The following is a 21997-nucleotide window of genomic DNA, read 5'->3' on the forward strand; positions in this document are numbered from 1 at the left end:
AGTTGATCAGCTGATCGACACTCATCGACATCCGGTAACCCGCCGGTAACTTCCGTCCCACCCGCTCACCCCCGCGGAGGTAACCCGTGCCCCGACGTCTCGCCACCCTGATCGCCTCGGGCGCGTTAGCGCTGCTCGCCACCCTCACCATCGCCTCCCCCGCCGCCGCCGTCACCCCCGCCCAACGGCTCTCCGTGCTGTCCAGCTGGACCCAGACCAGCGCGTCCAGCTACAACTCGTGGAACAGCGCCCGGGTCAACCGGGCACCCTGGGCCGAGTACAACTTCAACTGGTCCACCGACTACTGCTCGTCCAGCCCGGACAACCCGCTCGGCTTCACCTTCAACCTGGGCTGCTACCGACACGACTTCGGCTACCGCAACTACAAGGCGGTCGGCCAGTTCTCCGCCAACAAGTCCCGCCTCGACAGCGCCTTCTACGAGGACCTGAAGCGCGTCTGCACCACGTACAACTCGGTCGTCCGGCCGGCCTGCTACAGCCTGGCCTGGACCTACTACCAGGCGGTCAGCATCTTCGGTTCGGTAGCGGCCGTCCAGCAGGCCGACATCGACCGCGCTGCCCGAATGAAGGCCCAAGCCGAAGCCAACGCCAAAACCCACTAACCCCACCCCACCCCACCCCCACCCCGCCCCCACCCCCGCCCACCCGTGTTGATCAAGAGGTTTCGGTCATCGGGAGCGCGTTTCTTGACGCAAATCTCTTGATCAACAAGGGTGGGGGGAGGGGGGCGGGGCGGGGGTGGGGGGGTGGGGTGGAGGGCTGGGTGGGTTAGGCGCGTTCGGTTCTTGTGGCTGGGTGGCGGTCGGGGTCGGCGGGACGGCGGGGGGTCGGTTGGGACAGGCCGGTGCTGAAGCGGGTCGAGTCCGCCGCCAGGTCCGGGTGTTCCACGTCGAGTGCCAGCGCTGCGGCCTCGTCCAGCCCCAGCTCCGCACCCTCGCCGTACGCGTCGTCGAAGGCCGCGTCGCCAAGCACCGCGCGCAACTCCCCCTGCTGCTCGGCCCAGTAACCGCCGAAGATGCCGGGGGTGGCACGCATGCTCGCCCGGGTGGCCTGCGCGGCCCCGAACAGACGGGCCGCGGTCAACCGCTCCCCGCCGATCGCGCACCGCACCGCGACCGCGTTCAAGGTGTCGCACGCCCGCCCGTGGTAGCCGTGGCCCATCCGGGAGCGCAGCGCCACCAGCAGGTGCTCGTGTGCGGCGATCACGTCGCCGCGGGCCAGCGCGACCATGCCGAGCAGCATGTCCACCGAACGCCGGCCCCGCTCCACGGGCCGGGCCGCCTCCACCGGACGCACCGCGCCCAACAGCTCCGCAGCCTCCTCCAGGGCGCCCCGCCGCCAGAGCAGCTCGGCCAGGCTGAAGACAGCGAACAGCGCCTCGCCGACCACGTCCTGCCCGTGCGCCCAGTCGATGACCTCCCGGCATACCCGCTCGGCCTCGACGAACTGCCCCATGTCGACAAGCGGCGCGGCCCTGCCGGCGAGCACCCGGGCCAGCAACCCGGCGTCGCCGGCCTGCCGGGCCGCTGCCTCCGCCCGCTGGGAGTAGCGCAGCTCCTCGGCGAACTCGCCGTCGGCGCTGGCATGCAGCGAATGCATGTGGTACGCCGCCGCCAGCTCCGCCTCCGGAATCCGCTCCCCCGTCTCCGCGATCCGCCCGTACAGCCGGAACAGCCACAGCCGCCCCTCGCGGGCCAGGCCCCGCTCCAGCCACCACTGGTCCAGCCCACCCGCCAGACCGAGGCCGGCACGGGCGCTGCCGCCGGTGGCGCACCACCGCAGCGCGGCGCGCAGCTCCCCGGCCAGTGGATCGAGGGCATACAACGACAGCGTCACCGGCCGGCCGTCCTGGCCCAGGTGGGCCCGGTCCAACGCGTGCGCCGACCAGGCCACGTGCCGGTCCCGAGCGGCCTGCTCCTCGCCCGCCTCGCCCAACCGCCGCGCCGCGTACGCCCGGATGGGGTCGAGCATCCGGTAGGTGCTGCCGGCGGCGCGCGGCTCGGCCAACACCATCGACTTGTCCACCAGGACCGAGAGCGGGTCCAGCGGATCGTCACCCAGCAGCCACTCCACAGTCGCCAGATCCACCGGGCCGGCGAAGACCGCCAGCCACCGCAGCAGGCGGGCGGCCCGGGGCCCCAGTGTCCGGTAGGACCAGGTGACGGTGGCCTGCATGGTCAGATGCCGCTCGGTGGCCGAGCGCTGCACCGCCCGGCTCGCCGGGGTGGGCGGTGCAGCCCCGGCCGCCGCGGCGACCAGGTCCACGGTGTCCTGCTGGTTGCCGGACCAGCCCCGCTCCACCGGCGGCGGATCCGGGTCCTCCCGGCCGGCGTCCAGGGTGCCGAGAACGTCGTCGAGCCGCTCGGCGAGCTGACCGACGGAGAGCACCCGCAGCCGGGCGGCGGCCAACTCGATGGCGAGCGGCAGGCCGTCCAACCGTTGCACGACCCGACGCAGGTCGGCGGACTCGGCCGGGTCCGGCTGCCGACCACCACGCGCTGCCGCCGTACGGTCCAGCAGCAGCGCCACCGCGTCGCTCTCCGCGCCGTCCGCGCGCGGGTCGACCGAGAGCGGCGGAATCCGCCACACCACCTCGCCGGGCAGGCTGAACGACTCGCGACTGGTGGCCAGCACCCGCACGCCGCTCCCGCCGGACAGCAGACGCGCGATCACCTCGGCGCAGGCGGCCGGCTGGGTGTCGCAGGTGTCCAGGACGACAAACATCCGGCGGCCGGCCGCGTACTCGACGAGGGTGTCCAGCATCGGCCGACCGGGCTCGGGACGCAGGCCGAGCACGGCGGCGATGGCGAACGCCACCAGCCCCGGGTCGGTCACCGAGGCGATGTCGACGAACCAGACCCCGTCCGGGTACGCCTCGACAACTCCGCTGGCCAACTCCACCGCGAGCCGGGTCTTGCCCGCGCCGCCGGCGCCCAGCACGGTGACCAGGCGGTGCTGACGCACCAGCAGGCCCAGCTCGATGCGCTCGGCCTGTCGGCCGACGAACGAGGTCACCTGGGTGGGCAGGTTGTGCGCCACCGCGTCGGCGGTGCGGGGTCGGGGGAACTGCCGCTCCAGACCCGGGGCGACCAGTTGGAACAGTCGTTCCCGGTCGTCGAAGCCGCGCAGTCGGTGCAGGCCCAGGTCGAGCAGGGTCGCACCGGGCGGCATCGGCTCCGCCCGACGTGCGGTGGACGCCGTGCAGAGCACCTGCCCGCCGTGGGCGGCGGCCGCCACCCGGGCGGCCCGGTGCACCTCGGGGCTGGCGTACTCGCCGTCGCGTGGCTCGGCATAGCCGGTGTGCAGGCCCATCCGCACCCGGGGCGCGGCTTCTTGGGTGGGCCAGTCGTGGCTGGACAGTGCCCGTTGGGCGGTCAGGCACGCGGTCATCGCCGCTGTCGCTTCCTCGAAGGCCAGGAAGAACGAGTCGCCCTCGGTCAACAGCTCCGCGCCACCCGTGCTGGCCAGCGTGCGGCGTAGCAGCCGTCGATGCTCGGCGAGCACCGGGCGGTAGTCGGGGCCGAGCAGTTGAGCCAGCCGGGTCGAGCCCTCAATATCGGTGAATACGAAGGTCACCCAACCGCTCGGGAGCTGGATCCGTGGCGACATGCGAGGAACCTCCGCCCGTGACGTCGGGTTCATGCTGCCTGAATCCGAACGATCACACATCGTGAGAACGGCCGGGCAAGTGCCGCCTCAACGTGCCACTCGGACCCGCTCCCGGCAAGGCCGGCCCACCAGGCGGCGGCGAATTGGCCCGATCAGCAGCCGCAGGCGCCGCCGCAGCAGCCACCACCAGCGGCGGGTGCCGGGGCACCACCGGCACCGCCACTGCGACCGGTGACCGCGACCGCGGAGAGAAGCTTGACCGTGTCGGCGTGTCCCTGAGGGCAGCTGGCCGGCTCACCGGCCGCCGCCATCGAACGGTTGACCTCGAAGGTGTCGCCGCAGGCGCGGCAGCGGAACTCGTACCGGGGCATGCCACCCAGGGTACGTGGATCTGGCGGTTCGCGGAGGATGGGTGATACTCGACAGGTGGTGGACGGCGAGGACGACAAGCGTGTGCAACCGTTACGACCGGCCGCGCCGCTGGACGGGCCGCTCGAAGGCTCCGGGGCCGCGCCCGACCCGGTGCGCAAGGTGCCCCGGCCCCGCCGCCCCTGGCTGAGCGGGCGTTCCGCTGGCCCGCCGGCCACGCCACCGGCCACCACGCCAGCGGCCACCGCGCCGGCTCCGCCAGCGGCGAAGCCCACCGCGCCCGACTCCGCCGGGTCCGAACCGGACGCGAGCGCCACCGGCACGAACATCCCGGCCGCACCCGTCCCGACCGCAAGTCCAGCAGCCGCCTCCCAGGCCGAGGCCGCGAAGGCCGGGACCGGTAAGACCGAGGACCTCAAGGCCGAGGCTGCTAAACCCGAGGATCAGAAGACCGACATCGTCAAGGCCGATGCCCCCAAGGTCGACGACGCGAGAGCCGACGACGCGAAAGCCGAGGAACCGAAGGCGGACGGCAGCGCCAGTGGCCCGGCCGCGTCGAAGACGGCCGGCGCGTCGAGCGCCGACCCGCCCGCTGACGACGCGAAGACCGGTGCCGCGGATCCGGCCAAGACCACTGTGGATGAGATCCCGGTCGTGCCGGCGCCCGACCCGGCCCGTCGGCGGCGGGTGCAGTTCGCCCACGCGGTACGTCTGCCGCCCCGCCGGGCAGCAGCCGCCGCGGCCCAGGCGACCCGCGCCTGGGCACGCCGGCCGAGTGGTCGGCTGACCCTGCCCGGCGTCTTCCTGCTGGCGCTGGTGGCCGCGACCGCCGCGGCGGGAGCGCTGCTCGTACCGGCCGCGATCCGCTCACCGCGCCCGGTAGCTGTCGACGCCTCGGCCGCGCCGAGCGGGGTCGCCGCGCCTGGGATGCCGTCCGGCCTGCCGACCAGCCCGCTGCCCACCGGGCCGCTGCCGACCCTTCCGCTGCCCACCGGCGGGTTGCCCGGCAACGGGCTGCCGACCGGGTCGGTGATCGGTGGCCGACCGTCGGACGCCCTGGCCGGCTGGGCGCAGCAGGTCGGTGCCAAGGTCGGCGTGCCGGCGGTCGCCATGCAGGCGTACGGCTACGCCGAGCTGGTGCTCGCCCAGACCAACCGCAGCTGTGCGCTGAGCTGGACCACGCTGGCCGCGATCGGGCAGGTCGAATCGGGACACGGCTCGGCCAACGGCGCGCGGTTGGGGCAGGACGGCAAGGCGGTGCCCAACATCATCGGGCTGGCGCTGGACGGGAAGGAGGGTCGGATGCGGATCATCGACACCGACCGTGGGGCGCTCGACGGGGACGCGACCCTCGACCGCGCCATCGGGCCGATGCAGTTCATCCCGACCACCTGGCAGGAGATCGGCGCGGACGCGGACAACGACGGCCGCAAGGACCCGCACGACCTGGACGACGCCGCCCTGGCAGCGGGAAACTACCTCTGCAAGGGCGGCCGAAACCTGAGCATTGCGGGCGACTGGTGGAACGCGATCCTCTCCTACAACGACGTACGGCGGTACGCCCAGGACGTCTACGACACCGCGAACCGGTACGGACGGGCCAGTCGGTCGTGAAGTGATCGTCTCGATACGTTGGAGAACTGGACACTTCCCCCGGGCCTCTGTTAGCGGCAAGCTAGACGGGTGATGGTGCGCGAGTGGGACCCCAGGACCGCGTCGTCCGCCGAGATCGCGTCGCTGTTGGCCACGCTGAACGCGGTCCTGGCGGCCGATCTGCCGCAGGATCCGCCCTGGCGGGTGGCTTCGTTGCGGGAATACCTCGCCGAGGTGATGCCCGGCGAGCGGCGGATCTCCTGGATCGCCCAGGCCGAGCCGACCGCTCCGGGCGACACGGGCGCGGTGCTCGGCCAGGTGCACGTACTCCTTCTGGGTGACATCGGTGTGCTCGAGGTGCTGGTGCACCCGTCCGCGCGGCGCACCGGCCTCGGTCGTGACCTGGTGCTGCGCGCCGCGCGCCGGGTCTACCAGGAGGGCTTCCGGTCGATCGGGGTCGAGGTTGTCGGCGACACGCCGGCGGTCGGGTTCTACGAGTCGCTCGGCTTCAACCGGGAGTACGTGGAGACACGCAGCGTGCTCGATCTGACCTCGGTGGACTGGGCCGAGTTGGCCGAGATGGCCACCGGCATCGGGACGGGCTACCAGCTGGAGTTCTTCCCGGGCGGGCCGCCGGACGACCTGATCGAGGCGTACGCGCGGGCCAAGGCCGAGGTGCGCGACGTCGACGACGGTGAGCTGCGCCCCAGCTCCTACGACCCGGAGCGGCTGCGGGACAGCCTCGACACGCTGCACCGGCGAGGCATGAAGCCGTACATCGTGCTCGCCCGTCACGAGCAGAGCGGCGAGGTGGCCGGCCTGACCGAGGTGGTGGTGCCGGCGCAGCACCCGACCCGCGCCGACCAGTACGACACGATCGTCGCGCAGGATCACCGGGGCTACGGCATCGATCGGGCGATCAAGGCCCGGATGCTGCTGGAGTTGCGCTCCGCCGAGCCGGAGTTGATCGAGGTGCAGACCTGGAACGCGCAGGCCAACGAGGCGATGTTGAAGGTCAACGCGGAGCTGGGCTACCGCCCCGACCGGGACTGGTGCGAATACAGCGTCGACGTCGCTGAGCTGGTGCACCGCCTCGATCCGCCACGCTGAGGAATTCACGAAACTGTCCATTAGGGGATGGACGGTGGACAGCCGCGCACCTTAACGTGCGTTGACCCCATCCACCCATCGTGGAGGCCCTATGCGCCCGCGCCGCTCAATCGCCGCGCTCGCGACCGCCACCGCCGCCGTGACCGTCGCGGCGCTCGGCGTCGTACCCACCGCGGCCAGCGCCGCGCCCACCGACCTGTTCATCTCGGAGTACGTCGAGGGTTCGTCGAACAACAAGGCGATCGAGCTGTTCAACGGCACGGGCACCGCCGTCGACCTGGCGGCCGGTGGCTACCAGTTGCAGCTCCACTTCAACGGCTCCACCACGGCCACCACCATCGCCCTGACCGGCAGCGTGGCGGCCGGTGACGCGTTCGTGTTCGCCAGCGCCTCGGCCGGGGCCGCCATCCTCGCCCAGGCCGACCAGACCACCGGGGCGAGCCTCTTCAACGGTGACGACGCGATAGTGCTGCGCCGGGGCAGCACGGTGCTCGACTCGATCGGCCAGGTGGGCGTCGACCCGGGCACCGAGTGGGGCGCCGGCGTCACCAGCACCGCGGACAACACAGTGCGCCGGCTGCCGAGCGTGACGGCCGGTGACACCGACCCGTCGGACGCGTTCGACCCCGCCGCGCAGTGGGCCGGCTTCCCCATCGACACGTTCGACGGGCTGGGCGCGCACACGGTGGACGGCGGTGGCCCGGTCGACGCACCGGCCGCGCTGACGTGTGGCGGGCCGCTGGTCACCGCCGCCGGCACGGCCGCGAGCCGCGAGGTGAGCGCCACCGACCCCGACGACACGATCGTCGACCTGGCGGTGACCGCGATCAGCCCGAGCCCGACCGCCGGCTCGATCAGCCGTACCGCGTTCACTCCCGCCGAAGGGGTGGGCGGCACCGCCCGCGCCACGGTCGGCGTGAGCGCCGACCTCGCCGCCGGGGCGTACACCGTCACCCTCACCTCTACCGACGCGGACGGTGGCACCGCGAGCTGCGCGCTGGCCGTGCAGGTGGCCCGGGAGCTGACCGTCGGCGAGGTGCAGGGTCCGACCACCGACAGCGAGTCCGGTCCGAGCGACCGGTCACCGCTCGCACCGGCGAGCGGCAACGGCACGAGCAGCACCCTGTACGACGTACGCGGCGTGATCACCCAGTTGACCCTGGCCCGCACCTCGGCCGGGGCGGAGCAGCACGGCTTCTTCCTGCAGAGCCGCGTCGGTGACACCGACGGCGACCCGACCAGCTCCGACGGCATCTTCGTGTTCATGGGTACGTTCACCTCGCTGATCGGCGGTTACGTGCCGACGGTCGGCGATGAGGTAGTGCTGCGGGCCCGGGTGTCGGAGTACTACAACTTCACCCAGCTCTCCGGCGCGTCGCTGGTCCGCCGGATCGGCGGTGGGCTGGTAGTGGACTCCGCGGTCGCGGTGGCCGACGCGGTGCCGCCGGCCGTTCTGGACGACGCGCAGCGCTTCTGGGAGCGGCACGAGGGCTCCCGGATGCGGGTACGCGCGGGCAGCGGCGCGGTGAGCGGCCGGGACGTCTTCTCCTCCACTGCCGACGCGGAGCTGTGGGTGGTCGACCGCGACGACCCGCTGCTGGACCGCGCCGACCCGTACTCCCGGCGGGTCTTCCGTGATTCGCACCCGCTGGACAACGACCCGACCCGCCGCTTCGACGACGGAAACGGCCAGCGGACGCTGCTCGGCAGCATGGGAGTGAAGGCCACCGCCGGGGACAGCGCCGCGCTGCTCCCGCCGACGCACACCTTCGACACGCTGCGGGCGGACGCGGTGGGCGGGGTCTACTACTCGTTCGAGAAGTACGGCGTCCAGGTCGAGCGGGCGGAGTTCGCCGCCGGGGCCGACCCGTCGAAGAACAACCCGCCCAAGCCGGCCGACCGGTCGCAGGAGGTGGCAGTGGCCACCTACAACGTGGAGAACCTGTACGACTACCGCGACGACCCGTTCGACGGCTGCGACTTCGCCGGGAACGCCGGCTGCGTGGGCGTCACCCCGCCGTTCGACTACGTCCCGCGCAGCGAGACGGAATACCGCGAGCAGCTTGCCGCGCTCGCCGACCAGATCGTCACCGACCTGCACGCACCGGACCTGATCCTGGTGCAGGAGGCCGAGGACCAGGACATCTGCGCGGTCTCCGGGGCGACGCTGAGCTGCGGCGACACCAACAACGCCGATGGCGCTCCGGACAGCATCCAGGAGTTGGCGCTCACTGTCGCGGCGGCCGGTGGGCCCGCGTACGCCGCCGCCTATGACCGGACCGGCGCGGACGCCCGCGGTATCACCGCAGCTTTCCTGTATCGCACGGACCGGGTGTCGCTGGCGGCCGCGACGGCGGCGGACCCGCTGTTGGGGTCGGCACCGACCGTTCAGTACCGGGCTGCGGGGCTGCCGGCCAACGCCGACGTGCAGAACCCGAAGGCCCTCAACGCGGTGTTGCCGGCGGATGTGGACACCTCGACCGGTCGGGACGGGAGCAACGTCTTCACCCGTGCCCCGCAGTTGGGCAAGTTCAGCGTGGCCGCGGCGCCCGGCTCGACCGAGCGGTTCACCCTGTACGCCCTCAGCAACCACTACTCCTCCGGCCCGGACAGCCGGGTCGGGCAGCGGCGGGAGCAGGCCCGTTACGGCGCGGCTATCGTCACCGCGATCGAGGCGGCCGACCGGACCGCCCGGGTGGTCTACGGCGGGGACCTGAACGTCTTCCCCCGCCCGGACGATCCGTTGCCCTTTGGGCACCAAGAGCTCAGCGCCATCGGTGACCAGCCCACGCCGTCGGACCAGCTCGCCCCGCTCTACGAGGCGGGCCTGCACAACCTGTGGGACAACCTCGTCGCTGACGTGCCGGCCTCGGCCTACTCGTACAGCTTCGAGGGGCAGGCGCAGACTCTCGACCACCTGTTCGTCAACGACGCGTTCCACGGCGATTTGGTGCAGGTGCGGGCGGCGCACATCAACGCCGACTGGCCGGCGGAGTTCGCCGGTGACGGGTCGCGGGGTTCCAGTGACCACGACCCGCAGGTGGCCCGGTTCCGATCCCGGGCGTCGTTGACAGTGGCCGACTCGGCCGTGGCCGAGGGCAACCAGGGCACTCGGCAGCTCACCTTCACCGCCACCGTGTCTCGGCCGCTCTCTCAGTCAGTGCTGCTCTGCGCCGCCACCGTCGGTCTCACGGCGCAGACGGGTTCGGACTTCGACCCGTACGCCGGCTGCAAGGTCTTGCCCGCCGGGCAGACGTCGGTGGCGTTCCCGGTGTCGGTGCGCGGTGACCGCAAGCGGGAGGCGGACGAGAAGTTGACGCTGCTGGTGGCCGGCGTGCCCGGCCTGCGGCTGGCCGATCCACTCGCGACCGGAACGATCACCAACGACGACTGATTTTGAATGTGGTCGACGACGGCCCGCCGGACCCACCCGGGGCGGCGGGCCGTCGTCTCTCCTGCCTCATTGGTACCGCCAGAGCTGTGGCGGTGGCGGATCGCCGCGGTGCCTGGCTACCCGCACCTCCCATTGGCTGCGCCGACGCATCGCGTCCCGGACCTCCCGATTGCGGTAGAACGTCTCGGGCGGGCGGGCCAGCCCGTAGATGTCCGCCCACCACTCCCCCGGCTCAGGGTCGAGGATGGTGTCCAGGTGCGACGGGTAGCGGCGCCCCGCGCCGTCGCGCGTGTCTTCCCAGTCCCGCATCGGCCTGAGCACCCGGCCGAACTCGTCGACGACGGCCAGCCGACATCCGACGACCCCGACTATCCGGCGGAGCAGCTCAATGCTCGGCACAGTCCGACCGGCCTCGATGCGGCCGATGGTCGCGTGGTGCACTCCCGCCCACCTGGCCAGCTCACGTTGGCTCAGGTCGGCGTGACGACGGACCGCGCGGACGATGCCGACGACCGGCCATGGGGTGTCGGAGGGCTCGCTGAGTATGACTTTCCGCTGCGCGATGCTGGGGCTCGGACCGTCGGGGATCCAGTTGTCGGCGCTGGGTGCTCCTGCACCTGGGGGTGTCGGTGAGTCGTCCATGCCGCCACCGTCCCGGTTCGCTCCGTTCCTCGCAGTCCCGTTCGGCGGGCCTGTGGACAACGGAAGGACCTGTGGACAACCGTGCGTCCGTCACCGCGGGATAGGTGGCTCTCGCATAGCCGGCAAATCCGTGGGCATTGAGCAGCACGTCTCCACCGCGGACGACCAGGGACGCAACCCCTAACCCTTCCCCTTTGCTCTGCACCCCGATATGCACCGGTTGCGGTCCGTAGCCGTCGCATCGGCGGGTGCAGAGCAAAGGCTGGCATGGAGACGTCGGGCCAGGGATCCGCGAGCCAAGACGGCGTCGAGCCAGGAATCAACCAGCCAAGACGGCGTCGAGCCCAGGAATCAACCAGCCGAAGCGGCGTCTAGGCCAGGAGTCCGCCAGACGCGGCAGGGAGCCCAGCCGTCACGGCCACGTGCGGTGCCCGCTTCACCGCGCACACGTCACGAGGGTCCGCGGTCAGCCGACGGTCGCAGGCGGGGCCGCTCAGTAACGCTGGCGGAGCAGGCCGGCGGCCTCGACGGCCCAGTAGGTGAGGATGACCTGCGCGCCGGCCCGCTTGATCGAGGTGAGCGTCTCCAGCATCACCCGCTCGCGGTCGATCCAGCCGTTCGCGGCAGCCGCCTCGACCATCGCGTACTCCCCGGAGACCTGGTAGGCGGCGACCGGGACGTCCACCGCGGCCCGCACCGCCGACACCACGTCGAGGTAGGGCAGCGCCGGCTTGACCATCACCAGGTCCGCGCCCTCGGCCACGTCCAACGCGACCTCGCGCAGCGACTCACGCAGATTGGCCGGGTCCTGCTGGTAGGTGCGCCGGTCGCCCTCCAGCGCCGACTCCACCGCCTCCCGGAACGGGCCGTAGAAGGCGGAGGCGTACTTCACCGCGTACGCCAGCACGGAGACGTCCTGGTAGCCGGCGGCGTCGAGGGCCCGGCGTACCACGCCGACCTGGCCGTCCATCATCCCGGACGGCCCGACCATGCCGACCCCGGCGGCGGCCTGGGCCACCGCCATCTCGGCGTACGCGGCCAGGGTCGAGTCGTTGTCGACCTCACCGTCGGGGGTGAGCAGCCCACAGTGCCCGTGCGAGGTGAACTCGTCGAGGCACAGGTCGCTCATCACCACGGTGGCGTCGCCCACCTCGGCCACCACGTCACGGATGGCGACGTTGAGGATGCCGTTCGGGTCGATGCCACCGGAGCCGGTGGGGTCCCGCTTCTCCGGCACGCCGAAGAGCATGATCCCACCGACACCGGCCTGGACCGCCTCGGCCGCCGCCTTGCGCAGCGAGTCCCGGGAGTGCTGGAGCACCCCCGGGAGCGACCCGATGGCGCGGGGCTCGGTCAGCCCCTCCTTGACGAACATCGGCACGACCAGTTCGGCCGGGTCGACCCGGGTCTCTGACACCAGCCGGCGGACCGCCGGGTTGCGGCGCAGCCGGCGGGGCCGGATCTCGGGGTACGACATGGCAGGCCCTCCTCGAACGACTACCGGAAGCGCAGAGCGGTCGGGCCCTGCACCTTCGAGCCACGGCGCTGCTTGGCCGGCATGGCGGCCAGCTTCTCCCGCAGCTCGACGGCGTAGGCGGCGAGCGCCTCCACCAGGTCGGGCACCGAGGCGTGCGGCGGCTGGACGTCGACGCGCAGGCCGAACTCCGTCGCGGTCTCCGCCGTCTTGGGCCCAATGACGGCAACAACGGTCCGGGCGTGCGGCTTCCCGGCGATGCCGACCAGGTTGCGCACGGTGGAGGACGAGGTGAAGAGCACCGCGTCGAATCCGCCCGACTTGATCGCGTCGCGGATCTCGGCGGGCGGCGGAGCGGCCCGCACCGTCCGGTACGCGGTCACGTCGTCGACCTCCCAGCCGCGCTCGGTGAGCCCGGCGGCGAGGGTCTCGGTGGCGATGTCGGCGCGCGGCAGCAGCACCCGGCCCACCGGGTCGAGGATCTCGTCGTGCGGCGAGAACTCGGCCAGCAGGCCCTCCGAGGACTGCTCCCCGGCGGGGATCAGCTCCGGCTGGATGCCGAACGCGCGGACCGCGTCCGCTGTGGCCTCGCCGATGCAGGCGATCTTGACGCCGCCGAAGTGCCGGGCGTCGAGACCGTGCTCGGCGAACTTCTCCCAGACCGCGCGGACCGCGTTCACCGAGGTGAAGATCACCCAGGCGTACCGGCCGTCGACCAGGCCCTTGACCGCCCGCTCCATCTGCGCCGGGGTACGCGGCGGCTCGACCGCGATGGTCGGCACCTCGCACGGGATCGCCCCGTACGCGCGCAGCCGGGCGCTCATCGCGCCAGCCTGCTCCTTGGTACGGGGTACGAGCACCTTCCAGCCGTACAGCGGGCGGTTCTCCCACCAGCTCAGCTTGTCGCGCTGCCCCACGCCGACACCGACGGTGAGGACCACCCGGCCGGTGAAACCGAGCGCGGCGGCCACGAAGCTGTCCACAGTCGACGTGGTCGTGTACTGGGTCTCGCCGGTGCCGTCGCCGGTCACCCCGACGCCAGTGGTGCCGTCGACCCCGGCGGCGAGCAGCCCGTCCCGGACGGCGGCGAGGTCACCGGCGTCCACGGCGAGCGCTAGCGAACCCCGGCCGACGGCCGTGGCCAGCGCCTCGAAGTCCAGTGCGCTGACGTCCTCGACGTCGGCTGCCGTACGCACACCCGGCAGCGGGACCCCGGCGTAGGTGGCCACACCCTCGGCCTGGCCGACGCCGGGCACCACCTCGAAGTGGGCGGCGGTGCGGGCCACCGCCTGCACCTCCTTGACCACCGAGTCGTGCCCGAACGGGTCGCCGGCGACCAGGTGCACCGCGTTGAGCCCGGAGCGGGCCGCGGAGATCAGCACCTTCGCCACGTCCCCCGGCGCGCCCTCGGCCGGGGTGAACTCGGCATCGTCCCTGGCCTCGGCGCGAACGACGGTGAGCAACGACTCCGGGACTCCCCGGTCGTAGATCACCTGGTCGGCGTCGACCAGGGCGTCGTGGGCCCGACGGGTCAGCAGGCCCGGGTCACCGGGGCCAGCCCCGACGAACGCGATACGGCCGACGGGCTTACGGGTGCGGGTCATTCTGTGCTCCCAAATTGCTGGGTCCCCGGGCCGGTGTGTCCTTCGTGGCCGAGGATCGAGTCGGCGCCGAGCTCGAGGAGTTCGGCGGCGAGTGCCTTACCGATCTCCGCCGCGTCGGCGGGCGTTCCGGTGCGGGACAGCCGGAGGTCACGAGTGCCGTCCGGGCTGATCACCGCCCCGCGCAGGTAGATCTCATCGCCGGTCTCGCCTTCGGCGAGTTCGGCATAGGCGGCGACGGGTGCGCTGCACCCGGCCTCCAGGGTTGCCAGAAACGCACGTTCCGCGGTGACCGCGGCACGCGACGGTGCGTGGTCGAGCACGGCGAGCAGCCCGACCAGGTCCTGGTCGTCGACCCGGCACTCCACGGCCAACGCACCCTGAGCGGGAGCGGGCAGCATGAGCATCGGGTCCAGCGACTCGGTGATCACGTCGAGCCGGCCGAGTCGGGCCAGACCGGCCCGGGCCAGGACGACGGCGTCGAGGTCGGCCTCGGGGCCGAGCACGCGCCCCAGGCGGGTGTCGACGTTGCCGCGGATCGGGGTGACCTCCAGTTGCAGGCCGAGGGCATGCAACTGGGCGATCCGGCGCAGCGCGCCGGTGCCCACTGTGGCCCCGGGCGGCAACTCGGCGAGCGTTCGGCCGTCGCGGGCCACCAACGCGTCGCGCGGGTCCTGCCGGGCCGGCACCGCCGCGATGTGCAGCCCACCGGCGGCGGCCGTGGGCAGATCCTTGTACGAGTGCACCGCGAAGTCGATCGTGCCGGCGGTCAGCGCGTCGCGCAGGGCGGAGACGAACACCCCGACGCCCAGCCGGTGCACCGGCGCGTTGGAGCGGTCACCCGCGGTGACGACCTCGACCAGCTCGACGGGGCGGCCGGTGGCGGCGGTCACCGCCTCGGCGACCTGGCCGGACTGGGCCATCGCCAGGGCGCTGCCCCGGGTGCCGAGGCGCAGGGGGGCGGTCATCGCGCACCTCCGGTGGGTGGGGTGGGCTCGGCGGCGTCGGCTCCGGACACCGGGTCGGTGCCGGGGAGCGCCATGCCGAGGTCGGGGGTCAGCACGTCCGGGACGGTGTCCACCGGCGAGGTCTGCGGCACCTCGAGGTCGAACAGCTCGCGCAGCAGTGCCGCGTACTGGTCGCCGCCGGGTTCCGCGGCCAACTGGCGGACCTTGACGGTGGGCTGGTGCAGCAGCCGCTGCACGACCCGGTGCACAGTGCGGGCCACCTCGGCCCGCAGGTCGTCGCCGAGGTCGGGGCGACGCTGGGCGAGTCGGCGCAGCTCGGCGGTGACCACGTCGTCGGCCCGGCCGCGCAGCGCGGCCACTGTGGGTGCCACGTCGGCGCCGCGCAGCCAGGTGAGGAAACCCTCGACCTCGCTGAGGACGATGCGTTCGACGGCTGCGGCGTCGGCAGCCGCCGGACCGTCGGCGAGCAGCGCCGCCATCCGGTCGATGTCGATCACCTCGACACCGGGCAGCTCGGCGACGCCCTCCTCGACGTCGCGCGGAACGGCCAGGTCGAGCAGGACCAGCGGGCCCCGGGACGGGTCGCGTTCGGCCAGCGCCGTGGTGACCACCGACCGGGTGAGGACCGGTTCGGTGGACGCGGTGGCGGCCACTACGATGTCCACTGTGGAGAGGGTGTCGGCCAGCTCGGTCATCGGCGCGGCACTTGCCCCGTACGACTCGGCGAGCCGGACGGCCCGGTCGGCGCCCCGGTTGCTGACGGTGAGCGGCCCGGCGCCCAACCGGGACAGCGTGGCGACCCCGAGCGAACCCATCGCACCGGCGCCGACCACCAGGGCCGGGTGGCCGACGAGGTCGCCGTCGAGGTGCCCGGCGGCCAGCTCCAGGGCGGCGGTGACGACGCTCTGGCCGGCCCGGTCGATGCCGGTTTCGGCGTGGGCCCGCTTGCCGACCCGCAACGCCTGCTGCATCAGCTCGTGCAGCAGCCGGCCGGCCGAGTCGGCGCCGGTGGCCCAGTGGTACGCGTCACGCAGTTGGCCGAGGATCTGCGCCTCGCCCACCACCATCGAGTCCAGACCGGTGGCGACCCGGAAGACGTGGTCCACGGCCGCGGTGTCGTAGTGCACGTACAGGTGGCTGGCGAGCGCGGTCGGCGAGCTGCCGGCCTGCTCGGCCAGCACGGCGCAGATGTCGCCGAGCCCGCCGTGGAAACCGGACACGGCGGCGTAGACCTCCACCCGGTTGCAGGTGGAGACGATCACCGCCTCGGCCACGTACGGCTGGGCGACCAGGCGGTCCAGTGTGCGGGTCAGGTCGGCGGGGGGCACGGCCAGCTGCTCCAGCGTGGCGACCGGGGCGGTCCGGTAGGACGCGCCGACGACGAGCAGTTTCACGTGCCTATCGCCTCCTGGGTGTCGGTGGCCGCGAACCCGCCCGGCAGGGCGGTGAGAGCGGTCCCGCCGGTGGCGGGCAGCGCGGTCAGCGACGCCTTGCGGTGCTCGTGGAAGGACAGAATCTGCAGCTCGATGGCGAGGTCGACCTTGCGCACGTCGACCCCCTCCGGAACCGAGAGTACGCACGGCGCGAAGTTGAGGATGCTCGTCACGCCGACGGCGACCAGTTGGTCGGCGACCTGCTGCGCGGCGGCGGCCGGGGTGGCGATCACGCCGATCGCGAGGGATTCCTCCGCGGCGACCGTCGGCAGATCGTCGACATGCCGGACTACCAGGCCGTTGATCTCCTCACCGACCCGGGAGGGATCGGCGTCGAGCAGTGCGGCGATCCGGAAGCCCCGGCTGGCGAAGCCGTCGTAGCCGGCCAGAGCGTGACCGAGATTACCCACGCCGACCAGGGCGACCGCACGGCGTTGGGTGAGCCCGAGCACATACTCGATCTGCTCGATCAGCAGCGCGACGTCGTAGCCGACGCCCCGGGTGCCGTACGAGCCGAGGTGGGAGAGGTCCTTGCGGAGCTTGGCGGAGTTGACTCCGGCGGCGGCGGAGAGGCCCTCGCTGGAGACCGTCTCGTGCCCTGCGTCGGCGAGGTTGTGCAGCGCGCGCAGGTACTCCGGGAGCCGAGCGACGGTCGCCTCGGGCAGATCCGGGAGCGTCGGTACGGCACCGGCGCGGCCGGGCGCGCCTGGGTGACGGTGCTGACTCATGAGACTCCGTGCGGTGCGATCCTCGGCCAACTCCGCTGGTCGGCCGTTTGTGGACTCCCGCTGGCGACCGAGGTTGCCGGCTGTGCTAGCAGGGCGCGTCGGAGTCACAGCGTAGGCGCTTGTGAAGACGTGCACAAATCGCGATCTTGTCGCTGCGTGGCGCGACCTCACCAGCCCCTCCATTCCACAAGATCGATTGAACGCCCAGGTCCACCCACGGCCCCGGGCGATTATTGCTCAATCCCGACTTCTCTGACCAATCCCGCGCCGGCCCTGCCCCGGGCCCTCTTCGCGGTGGTAGGGGCAGCACTACGGAGGAGAGGCGGGGTTTCGGGATGGGGACACCGAGCCCAGATGCCTAGCCTTTGAGCATGACCGCCGTTGCCGCCACCAGCGACCGACCGACGCTGGCACCGAGCATCCCCCGCCAGCTCTTCGTCGACTCCGGGTACGTCCTGCTCGGCCTGCCCCTGGGGCTGGCCAGCTTCGTCGTCCTCATCGTCGGCCTCGCGGTCGGCATCGGCCTGGTGGTCACGGTGATCGGCCTGCCGATCCTCAGCGGCACCCTGTACACCGCCCGTGGCCTGGCCGATGTCGAGCGGCTGCGGCTGCCCGCTGTGCTCCACCAGCCCCGGATCCGGCCGCACTACCGGCTGCCCGAGGCCGGCGCGAACGCCTGGCGGCGGATCTTCGTACCGATGCGGGACGCCCAGTCCTGGCTCGACCTTGCGCACGGCATCCTGCGGCTGATCGCGGCGGCGGGCACCTTCGTGGTGACGCTGTCCTGGTGGGCCGCGGCGATCGCCGGGTCGCTCTACTGGGCGTACGACTGGGCCCTGCCCCGGGCCGACGGCGAGGGTGATCAGGACCTGGCGCAGCTGCTCGGCTTGGGCGACTCGACCACCGCCCGGATCGGCCTGTACACCGCGCTCGGGGTGTTCTTCCTGATCACCCTGCCGATCGTGGTGCGGGGCTGCGCGCTGCTCCAGGCCAGCTTCGCCAAGGCGATGCTGACCGGGGTTGCCGAGATGCGCGACCGGATCACAGTGCTGGAGGAGCAGAAGCGGGCCGCCGTCTCCGCCGAGGCCTCCGCGCTACGCCGGTTGGAACGTGACATTCACGACGGCCCCCAGCAGCGCCTGGTCCGGCTGGCGATGGACCTCAGCCGGGCCCGGATGCAGCTCGCCTCGGACCCGGAGGCCGCCGGCCGCACCATCGACGAGGCGGTCACCCAGACCCGGGACACGCTGGCCGAGCTGCGGGCGCTGTCCCGGGGCATCGCGCCGCCGATCCTGGTCGACAGGGGCCTGCCCAGCGCTCTCGCGGCTATCGCCGGCCGCGGGCTGATCCCGATCGAGCTCCAGGTGGACCCGCAGCTCGGCACCCCGGCCGGACGGCTCGACCCGGCGGTGGAGAACACCGCGTACTTCGTGGTGTCCGAGGCGTTGACCAACGTCGCCAAGCACAGCCGGGCCACCGAGGCCACCGTGGCCGTGGCCCGGCGGGACACCCGCCTGCAGGTGCGGGTCGGCGACGACGGGCAGGGCGGCGCGCACCTGGCCAAGGGGCACGGGCTCGCCGGCATCGCCGACCGGGTCCGGGCCGCCGGTGGCGAACTGGTGGTGGTCAGCCCGACCGGCGGCCCCACCGAGGTCCGCGCCGAGCTTCCCCTGTGAGCGCGAGGAGTGAGCCGGGTTTGCGAGCCCCGCAGTCGCGAACAAACGAGATGCTGTGACCGGTCCGGCACCGCGCCGAGCCCGTACGACGGGCCGGACGTGGTAGACAACACAGCCATGCGCATCGTGATCGCCGACGACGCCGTCCTGCTCCGGGAGGGGCTGGTCCGGCTGCTGACCGAGAGCGGGCACCAGGTGGTGGCCGCCGTCGGGGACGGTGACGCCCTGGTCGAGGCGGTGGTCGAGCACCGGCCCGACGTGTCGATCGTCGACGTCCGGATGCCGCCGTCGCACACCGACGAGGGGCTGCGGGCTGCGGTGGAGGCGCGCCGGCTGGTGCCGCGTACGCCGATCCTGGTGCTCTCCCAGTACGTCGAGGTGTCGTACGCCGATGATCTGCTCGCCACCACCGGCGGCGCCGGCGGCGGGATCGGCTACCTGCTCAAGGACCGGGTGGCCGCGATCGACGAGTTCCTGGACGCGCTGCGGCGGGTGGCGGGCGGCGGCACGGTGCTCGACCCGGAGGTGGTCGGTCAGCTCTTCGCCCGGCGGCGCCGGGACGACCCGCTGCGCGAGCTGACCCCCCGCGAGCGCGAGGTGCTCGCCCTGATGGCCGAGGGGCGTTCGAACACCGCCATCGCGCGCGCCCTGGTGGTCAGCGACGGCGCCGTGGAGAAGCACGTGCGCAACATCTTCACCAAGCTCACCCTCCCGCCGGACACCGAACAGCACCGGCGGGTGCTGGCCGTCCTCACCTATCTGCGGAACTGACCTCCCGGGCCAGGGCAACCGCGTCGGTGAGGGTGTCGGCCACCGGGTGACCGGAGGCGCGCAGCCGGGCCGGGTCGGTGAACCCGCCGGTGTAGAGCACGGCACGGCCACCCACCGCGAGCGCCGCGTCCGCGTCGTCGATGGAGTCGCCGATCAGCACCACCGAGGCGCCGTCCACGCCCAGTTCGACCAGGTGCTGCTGGAGCGACTCGGCCTTGTGGCCGCCGCCGACAGTGGCCCGCAGCCCGTCGACGCGGGTGAAGTGACCGGTCAACCCGTACGTGTGCACGGTCGGGACCAGCTCCTCGTGGAACCACATGGAGAGCAGGCTCTGGCTGCCCGGCCAGGCCGCCATCGCGTCGCGCGCGTCGGCAGCCAGCTCACAGGTGGTCAACCCGGTGCGGTACGCGTCGTGGAAGATCTTGTCCAGTCGGCCGAACTCGTCGTCGTCCACGGCCTGCCCGAGCACCTCGGCGTAGTACTCGGCGATCGGCCTGCGGAATCGCACCCGGTGCTCTTCGGGGGTGACCGTCGGCCCACCGAAGCTCGCGAACACGACGTTGGTGGCGGACACCACCAGGCTGAGGTCGTTGAGCAGGGTGCCGTTCCAGTCCCAGACGAGGTGCGGGGGCGCAGAGGTCATCAGAGCACCATAGGCACCCGTCAGAGCTGCGGCGTGGTCAGGTCCCGCAGCAGCCGGTCCTCCTCGACCCGCCAGTAGCCGTGCTCCTTGCCGTCGAGCATCACCACCGGCAGCCGGTCCCCGTACTCCTGCTCCAACCCCTCGTCGCCGGTGACGTCCCACTCGACCCACTTGTCGCCGGTGACCGCGACCACCCGGTCGAGCGCCGCCTTGGCGTCGTCGCACAGGTGGCAGCCGGGTCGGGTGATCAGGGCGAGTCGGGCGTCACTGGCCATCGGTTACCTCCGTGCGGTCGGTCGGCGTCGCCGACCGGAGTTGGGTCTTGCGTACCTTGCCGATCGCCGAGTGCGGCAGGGCGTCGACGAACTCGACAGCGGTCGGGCACTTGAACCGGGCCAGGTTCCGTGCGCAGTGGGCGAGCAACTCCTCGCTGGTCACCGGTCGGCCCTGCACCGGCACCACGTACGCCCGCACAGTCTCGCCGGTCCGCGGGTGCGGCACACCCAGTACCGCCGACTCGACCACCCCGGGGTGCCCGGCGAGCACCAGCTCGACCTCGTGCGGATAGACGTTGAACCCGTTGACCAGGATCAACTCGCCGAGCCGGTCGACCAGGAAGAGGTCCCCGTCCTCGTCGGCGTACGCGATGTCACCGGTGCCCCACCAACCCTCGGCGGCCGGGCCGCCCCGACCGTCGGGCCAGTAGCCGGTGAAGAGGTTGGGGCCGGACACCACGATCTGCCCCGGGTCGGTGCCCGGCGCCACGTCGGAGATGTCCAGCTCGTCCGGGTCGTCGTCGGGGACGGTCAGCCCGTCGCGCCACAGGTCCGTCCCGTCGGCGCCGACCAGGCGTAGCCGCACCCCGGGCAGCGGCCGGCCGATCGAACCCGGCTTGGCCACGCCGCCGACCAGGGTGGAGGTGAGCACCGGCGCGGTCTCGGTGAGGCCGTACCCGATGTGCACCTGATGCCCGGTGACCTCCGCGAAGCGCGCCGCGACAGCGGGTTCGAGCGGTGCCGCGCCGCAGACCGCTACCCGCACCGCCGCGGTCGCCGCGCGGGCCGTGGCCGCGCCGGCCCAGGTCAGGAACATCGACGGTACGCCGACCAGCACGCTGACCCGGTGCCGCTCGACCTCGTCCAGCCCCGCCGTCGGGCCGGGCTCGTCGAGCAGCACACCGGCCGCGCCGTGGTGCACGACCGCGCCGAGCCCCGAGTTGAGCCCGTACGCGTGGAACAGCGGCAACGCCAGGAGAACAGTGTCGGTCGGCCCGACCACCGGCGGTTCGATCTCCGCGACCTGTTCGTGGTTGGCGAGCAGCGCCTGGTGCGAGAGCATCGCCCCCTTGGGTCGCCCCTCGGTGCCGGAGGTGTAGAGCAGTACAGCCAGGTCGGCGCCGCCGCGTCGAGGGCGGGGTGCCGGTCCGGGCGCCTCGGCGGTCGGTGGCGTGCCGTACACCGAGGCGAGTGCGGGCAGTTCGGCGGCCACGTCGGCGACCAGCGCTCGAACGTGGTCGGTGGCGATGAGCACCGACGCGCCGGAGTCGGCCAGCACGTGCCGCAGCTCCGGGGCGGTGAGGCCGGGGTTGACCGGCACGGTGACCAGCCCGGCGCGGAGGGCGCCGAGCCAGGCGATCACGAAGTCCGGCGTGTTGGGCAGCGCGATGGCGACGCGTGGCGGCGTACCGCCGGGGTCGGTGGGTGGCGCTGCGGCGGACAGGCCGCGCGCGGCGGCGTCCACCGCGGCGTCCAGTTCGGACCAGCTCACTGTGTGCTCACGCCAGTGCAGCGCGGGCCGGTCGGCGCGGTCGAGAGCCGCTCGGCGGACCCGGTCGGCGATGTTCGGCGCGGGGCTTTCCGAGGCGTCCTGCACGGTGATCGAGTCTGGCACAGCGGACAGCGACGGGCCACGCCCGATGGTGGGGCCCACGCCCGGAGGGCGACACCGCGACAGTCCCATGTACGG

At 72.6% G+C, this 21997-nt stretch carries 17 protein-coding genes; 6 read left to right on the plus strand and 11 right to left on the minus strand.

Annotated features, from left to right (window positions below; translation table 11 throughout):
• Nucleotides 1-86: 86 nt before the first annotated feature.
• The gene (locus ABZ794_RS16495) at nucleotides 87-623 is read left to right on the plus strand and encodes a phospholipase (RefSeq protein ID WP_238689078.1); all 537 of its coding nucleotides are present in this window, start codon (nucleotides 87-89) and stop codon (nucleotides 621-623) included.
• Nucleotides 624-789: 166 nt separating this feature from the next.
• On the opposite strand, the gene ABZ794_RS16500 is transcribed toward ABZ794_RS16495, so the two are convergent.
• Together ABZ794_RS16500 and ABZ794_RS16505 are read right to left on the minus strand one after the other, a co-directional pair.
• Nucleotides 790-3630 carry an adenylate/guanylate cyclase domain-containing protein gene (locus ABZ794_RS16500; protein WP_357516116.1) on the minus strand — a complete coding sequence of 947 codons (2841 nt, stop codon included), beginning with the start codon at nucleotides 3628-3630 and terminating at the stop codon, nucleotides 790-792.
• A gap of 152 nt (nucleotides 3631-3782) precedes the next feature.
• Complete coding sequence (locus tag ABZ794_RS16505) at nucleotides 3783-4001, minus strand: zinc ribbon domain-containing protein (RefSeq protein WP_210782561.1); 219 nt, start codon at nucleotides 3999-4001, stop codon at nucleotides 3783-3785.
• A gap of 37 nt (nucleotides 4002-4038) precedes the next feature.
• On the opposite strand from ABZ794_RS16505, the gene ABZ794_RS16510 reads away from it, so the two are divergent.
• The 3 genes from ABZ794_RS16510 to ABZ794_RS16520 all read left to right on the plus strand — a co-directional run bounded on the left by ABZ794_RS16510 (nucleotide 4039) and on the right by ABZ794_RS16520 (nucleotide 10096).
• Nucleotides 4039-5613, plus strand: coding sequence for a lytic murein transglycosylase (locus ABZ794_RS16510; protein WP_357516119.1), 1575 nt, complete (start codon nucleotides 4039-4041; stop codon nucleotides 5611-5613).
• A gap of 72 nt (nucleotides 5614-5685) precedes the next feature.
• Entirely contained in the window at nucleotides 5686-6702 is a 1017-nt protein-coding gene (locus ABZ794_RS16515) for a GNAT family N-acetyltransferase (protein WP_210782577.1), read from the plus strand.
• Between the two features lie 91 nt (nucleotides 6703-6793).
• Nucleotides 6794-10096, plus strand: a complete 3303-nt coding sequence (locus ABZ794_RS16520; protein WP_357516120.1) for a lamin tail domain-containing protein — start codon at nucleotides 6794-6796, stop codon at nucleotides 10094-10096.
• Between the two features lie 66 nt (nucleotides 10097-10162).
• On the opposite strand, the gene ABZ794_RS16525 is transcribed toward ABZ794_RS16520, so the two are convergent.
• The 6 genes from ABZ794_RS16525 to ABZ794_RS16550 form a co-directional block, all read right to left on the minus strand.
• The gene (locus ABZ794_RS16525; RefSeq protein ID WP_210782556.1) at nucleotides 10163-10738 is read right to left on the minus strand and encodes a helix-turn-helix transcriptional regulator; all 576 of its coding nucleotides are present in this window, start codon (nucleotides 10736-10738) and stop codon (nucleotides 10163-10165) included.
• 493 nt (nucleotides 10739-11231) lie between these two features.
• Nucleotides 11232-12215, minus strand: coding sequence for a porphobilinogen synthase (gene hemB / locus ABZ794_RS16530; RefSeq protein WP_210782554.1), 984 nt, complete (start codon nucleotides 12213-12215; stop codon nucleotides 11232-11234).
• 20 nt (nucleotides 12216-12235) lie between these two features.
• Nucleotides 12236-13816 carry a uroporphyrinogen-III synthase gene (locus ABZ794_RS16535; RefSeq protein ID WP_112584249.1) on the minus strand — a complete coding sequence of 527 codons (1581 nt, stop codon included), beginning with the start codon at nucleotides 13814-13816 and terminating at the stop codon, nucleotides 12236-12238.
• Complete coding sequence (gene hemC, locus ABZ794_RS16540; protein WP_210782552.1) at nucleotides 13813-14781, minus strand: hydroxymethylbilane synthase; 969 nt, start codon at nucleotides 14779-14781, stop codon at nucleotides 13813-13815. The genes ABZ794_RS16535 and hemC overlap by 4 nt, the downstream gene beginning before the upstream one ends.
• A complete protein-coding gene (locus ABZ794_RS16545; RefSeq protein WP_210782549.1) occupies nucleotides 14778-16175 on the minus strand; it encodes a glutamyl-tRNA reductase in 1398 nt (465 codons plus the stop codon). The genes hemC and ABZ794_RS16545 overlap by 4 nt, the downstream gene beginning before the upstream one ends.
• Nucleotides 16172-16942, minus strand: a complete 771-nt coding sequence (locus ABZ794_RS16550) for a redox-sensing transcriptional repressor Rex (protein WP_210782547.1) — start codon at nucleotides 16940-16942, stop codon at nucleotides 16172-16174. Before ABZ794_RS16550 ends, ABZ794_RS16545 begins: the two co-directional genes overlap by 4 nt.
• A gap of 371 nt (nucleotides 16943-17313) precedes the next feature.
• Between ABZ794_RS16550 and ABZ794_RS16555 the strand changes: the two genes are divergently transcribed.
• Nucleotides 17314-18618 carry a sensor histidine kinase gene (locus tag ABZ794_RS16555; RefSeq protein WP_210782545.1) on the plus strand — a complete coding sequence of 435 codons (1305 nt, stop codon included), beginning with the start codon at nucleotides 17314-17316 and terminating at the stop codon, nucleotides 18616-18618.
• A 117-nt stretch (nucleotides 18619-18735) separates the two neighbouring features.
• Nucleotides 18736-19389, plus strand: coding sequence for a response regulator transcription factor (locus ABZ794_RS16560; protein WP_030329744.1), 654 nt, complete (start codon nucleotides 18736-18738; stop codon nucleotides 19387-19389).
• Here ABZ794_RS16560 and ABZ794_RS16565 read toward each other — a convergent pair.
• The 3 genes from ABZ794_RS16565 to ABZ794_RS16575 are packed head-to-tail and all read right to left on the minus strand — an operon-like array spanning nucleotide 19370 to nucleotide 21961.
• The gene (locus tag ABZ794_RS16565; RefSeq protein ID WP_238689072.1) at nucleotides 19370-20032 is read right to left on the minus strand and encodes an HAD hydrolase-like protein; all 663 of its coding nucleotides are present in this window, start codon (nucleotides 20030-20032) and stop codon (nucleotides 19370-19372) included. The genes ABZ794_RS16560 and ABZ794_RS16565 overlap by 20 nt on opposite strands.
• 20 nt (nucleotides 20033-20052) lie before the next feature.
• Nucleotides 20053-20307 (minus strand): glutaredoxin family protein, encoded by a 255-nt coding sequence (locus ABZ794_RS16570; RefSeq protein ID WP_357516123.1) that lies wholly within the window; start codon nucleotides 20305-20307, stop codon nucleotides 20053-20055.
• Nucleotides 20297-21961: an AMP-binding protein gene (locus tag ABZ794_RS16575; RefSeq protein ID WP_357516125.1), complete on the minus strand. Its 1665-nt coding sequence runs from the start codon at nucleotides 21959-21961 to the stop codon at nucleotides 20297-20299. Before ABZ794_RS16575 ends, ABZ794_RS16570 begins: the two co-directional genes overlap by 11 nt.
• Nucleotides 21962-21997: the final 36 nt, after the last annotated feature.

It is taken from the genome of Micromonospora sp. NPDC047187, from assembly GCF_040643355.1.
GTDB classification, from domain to species: domain Bacteria; phylum Actinomycetota; class Actinomycetes; order Mycobacteriales; family Micromonosporaceae; genus Micromonospora; species Micromonospora salmantinae.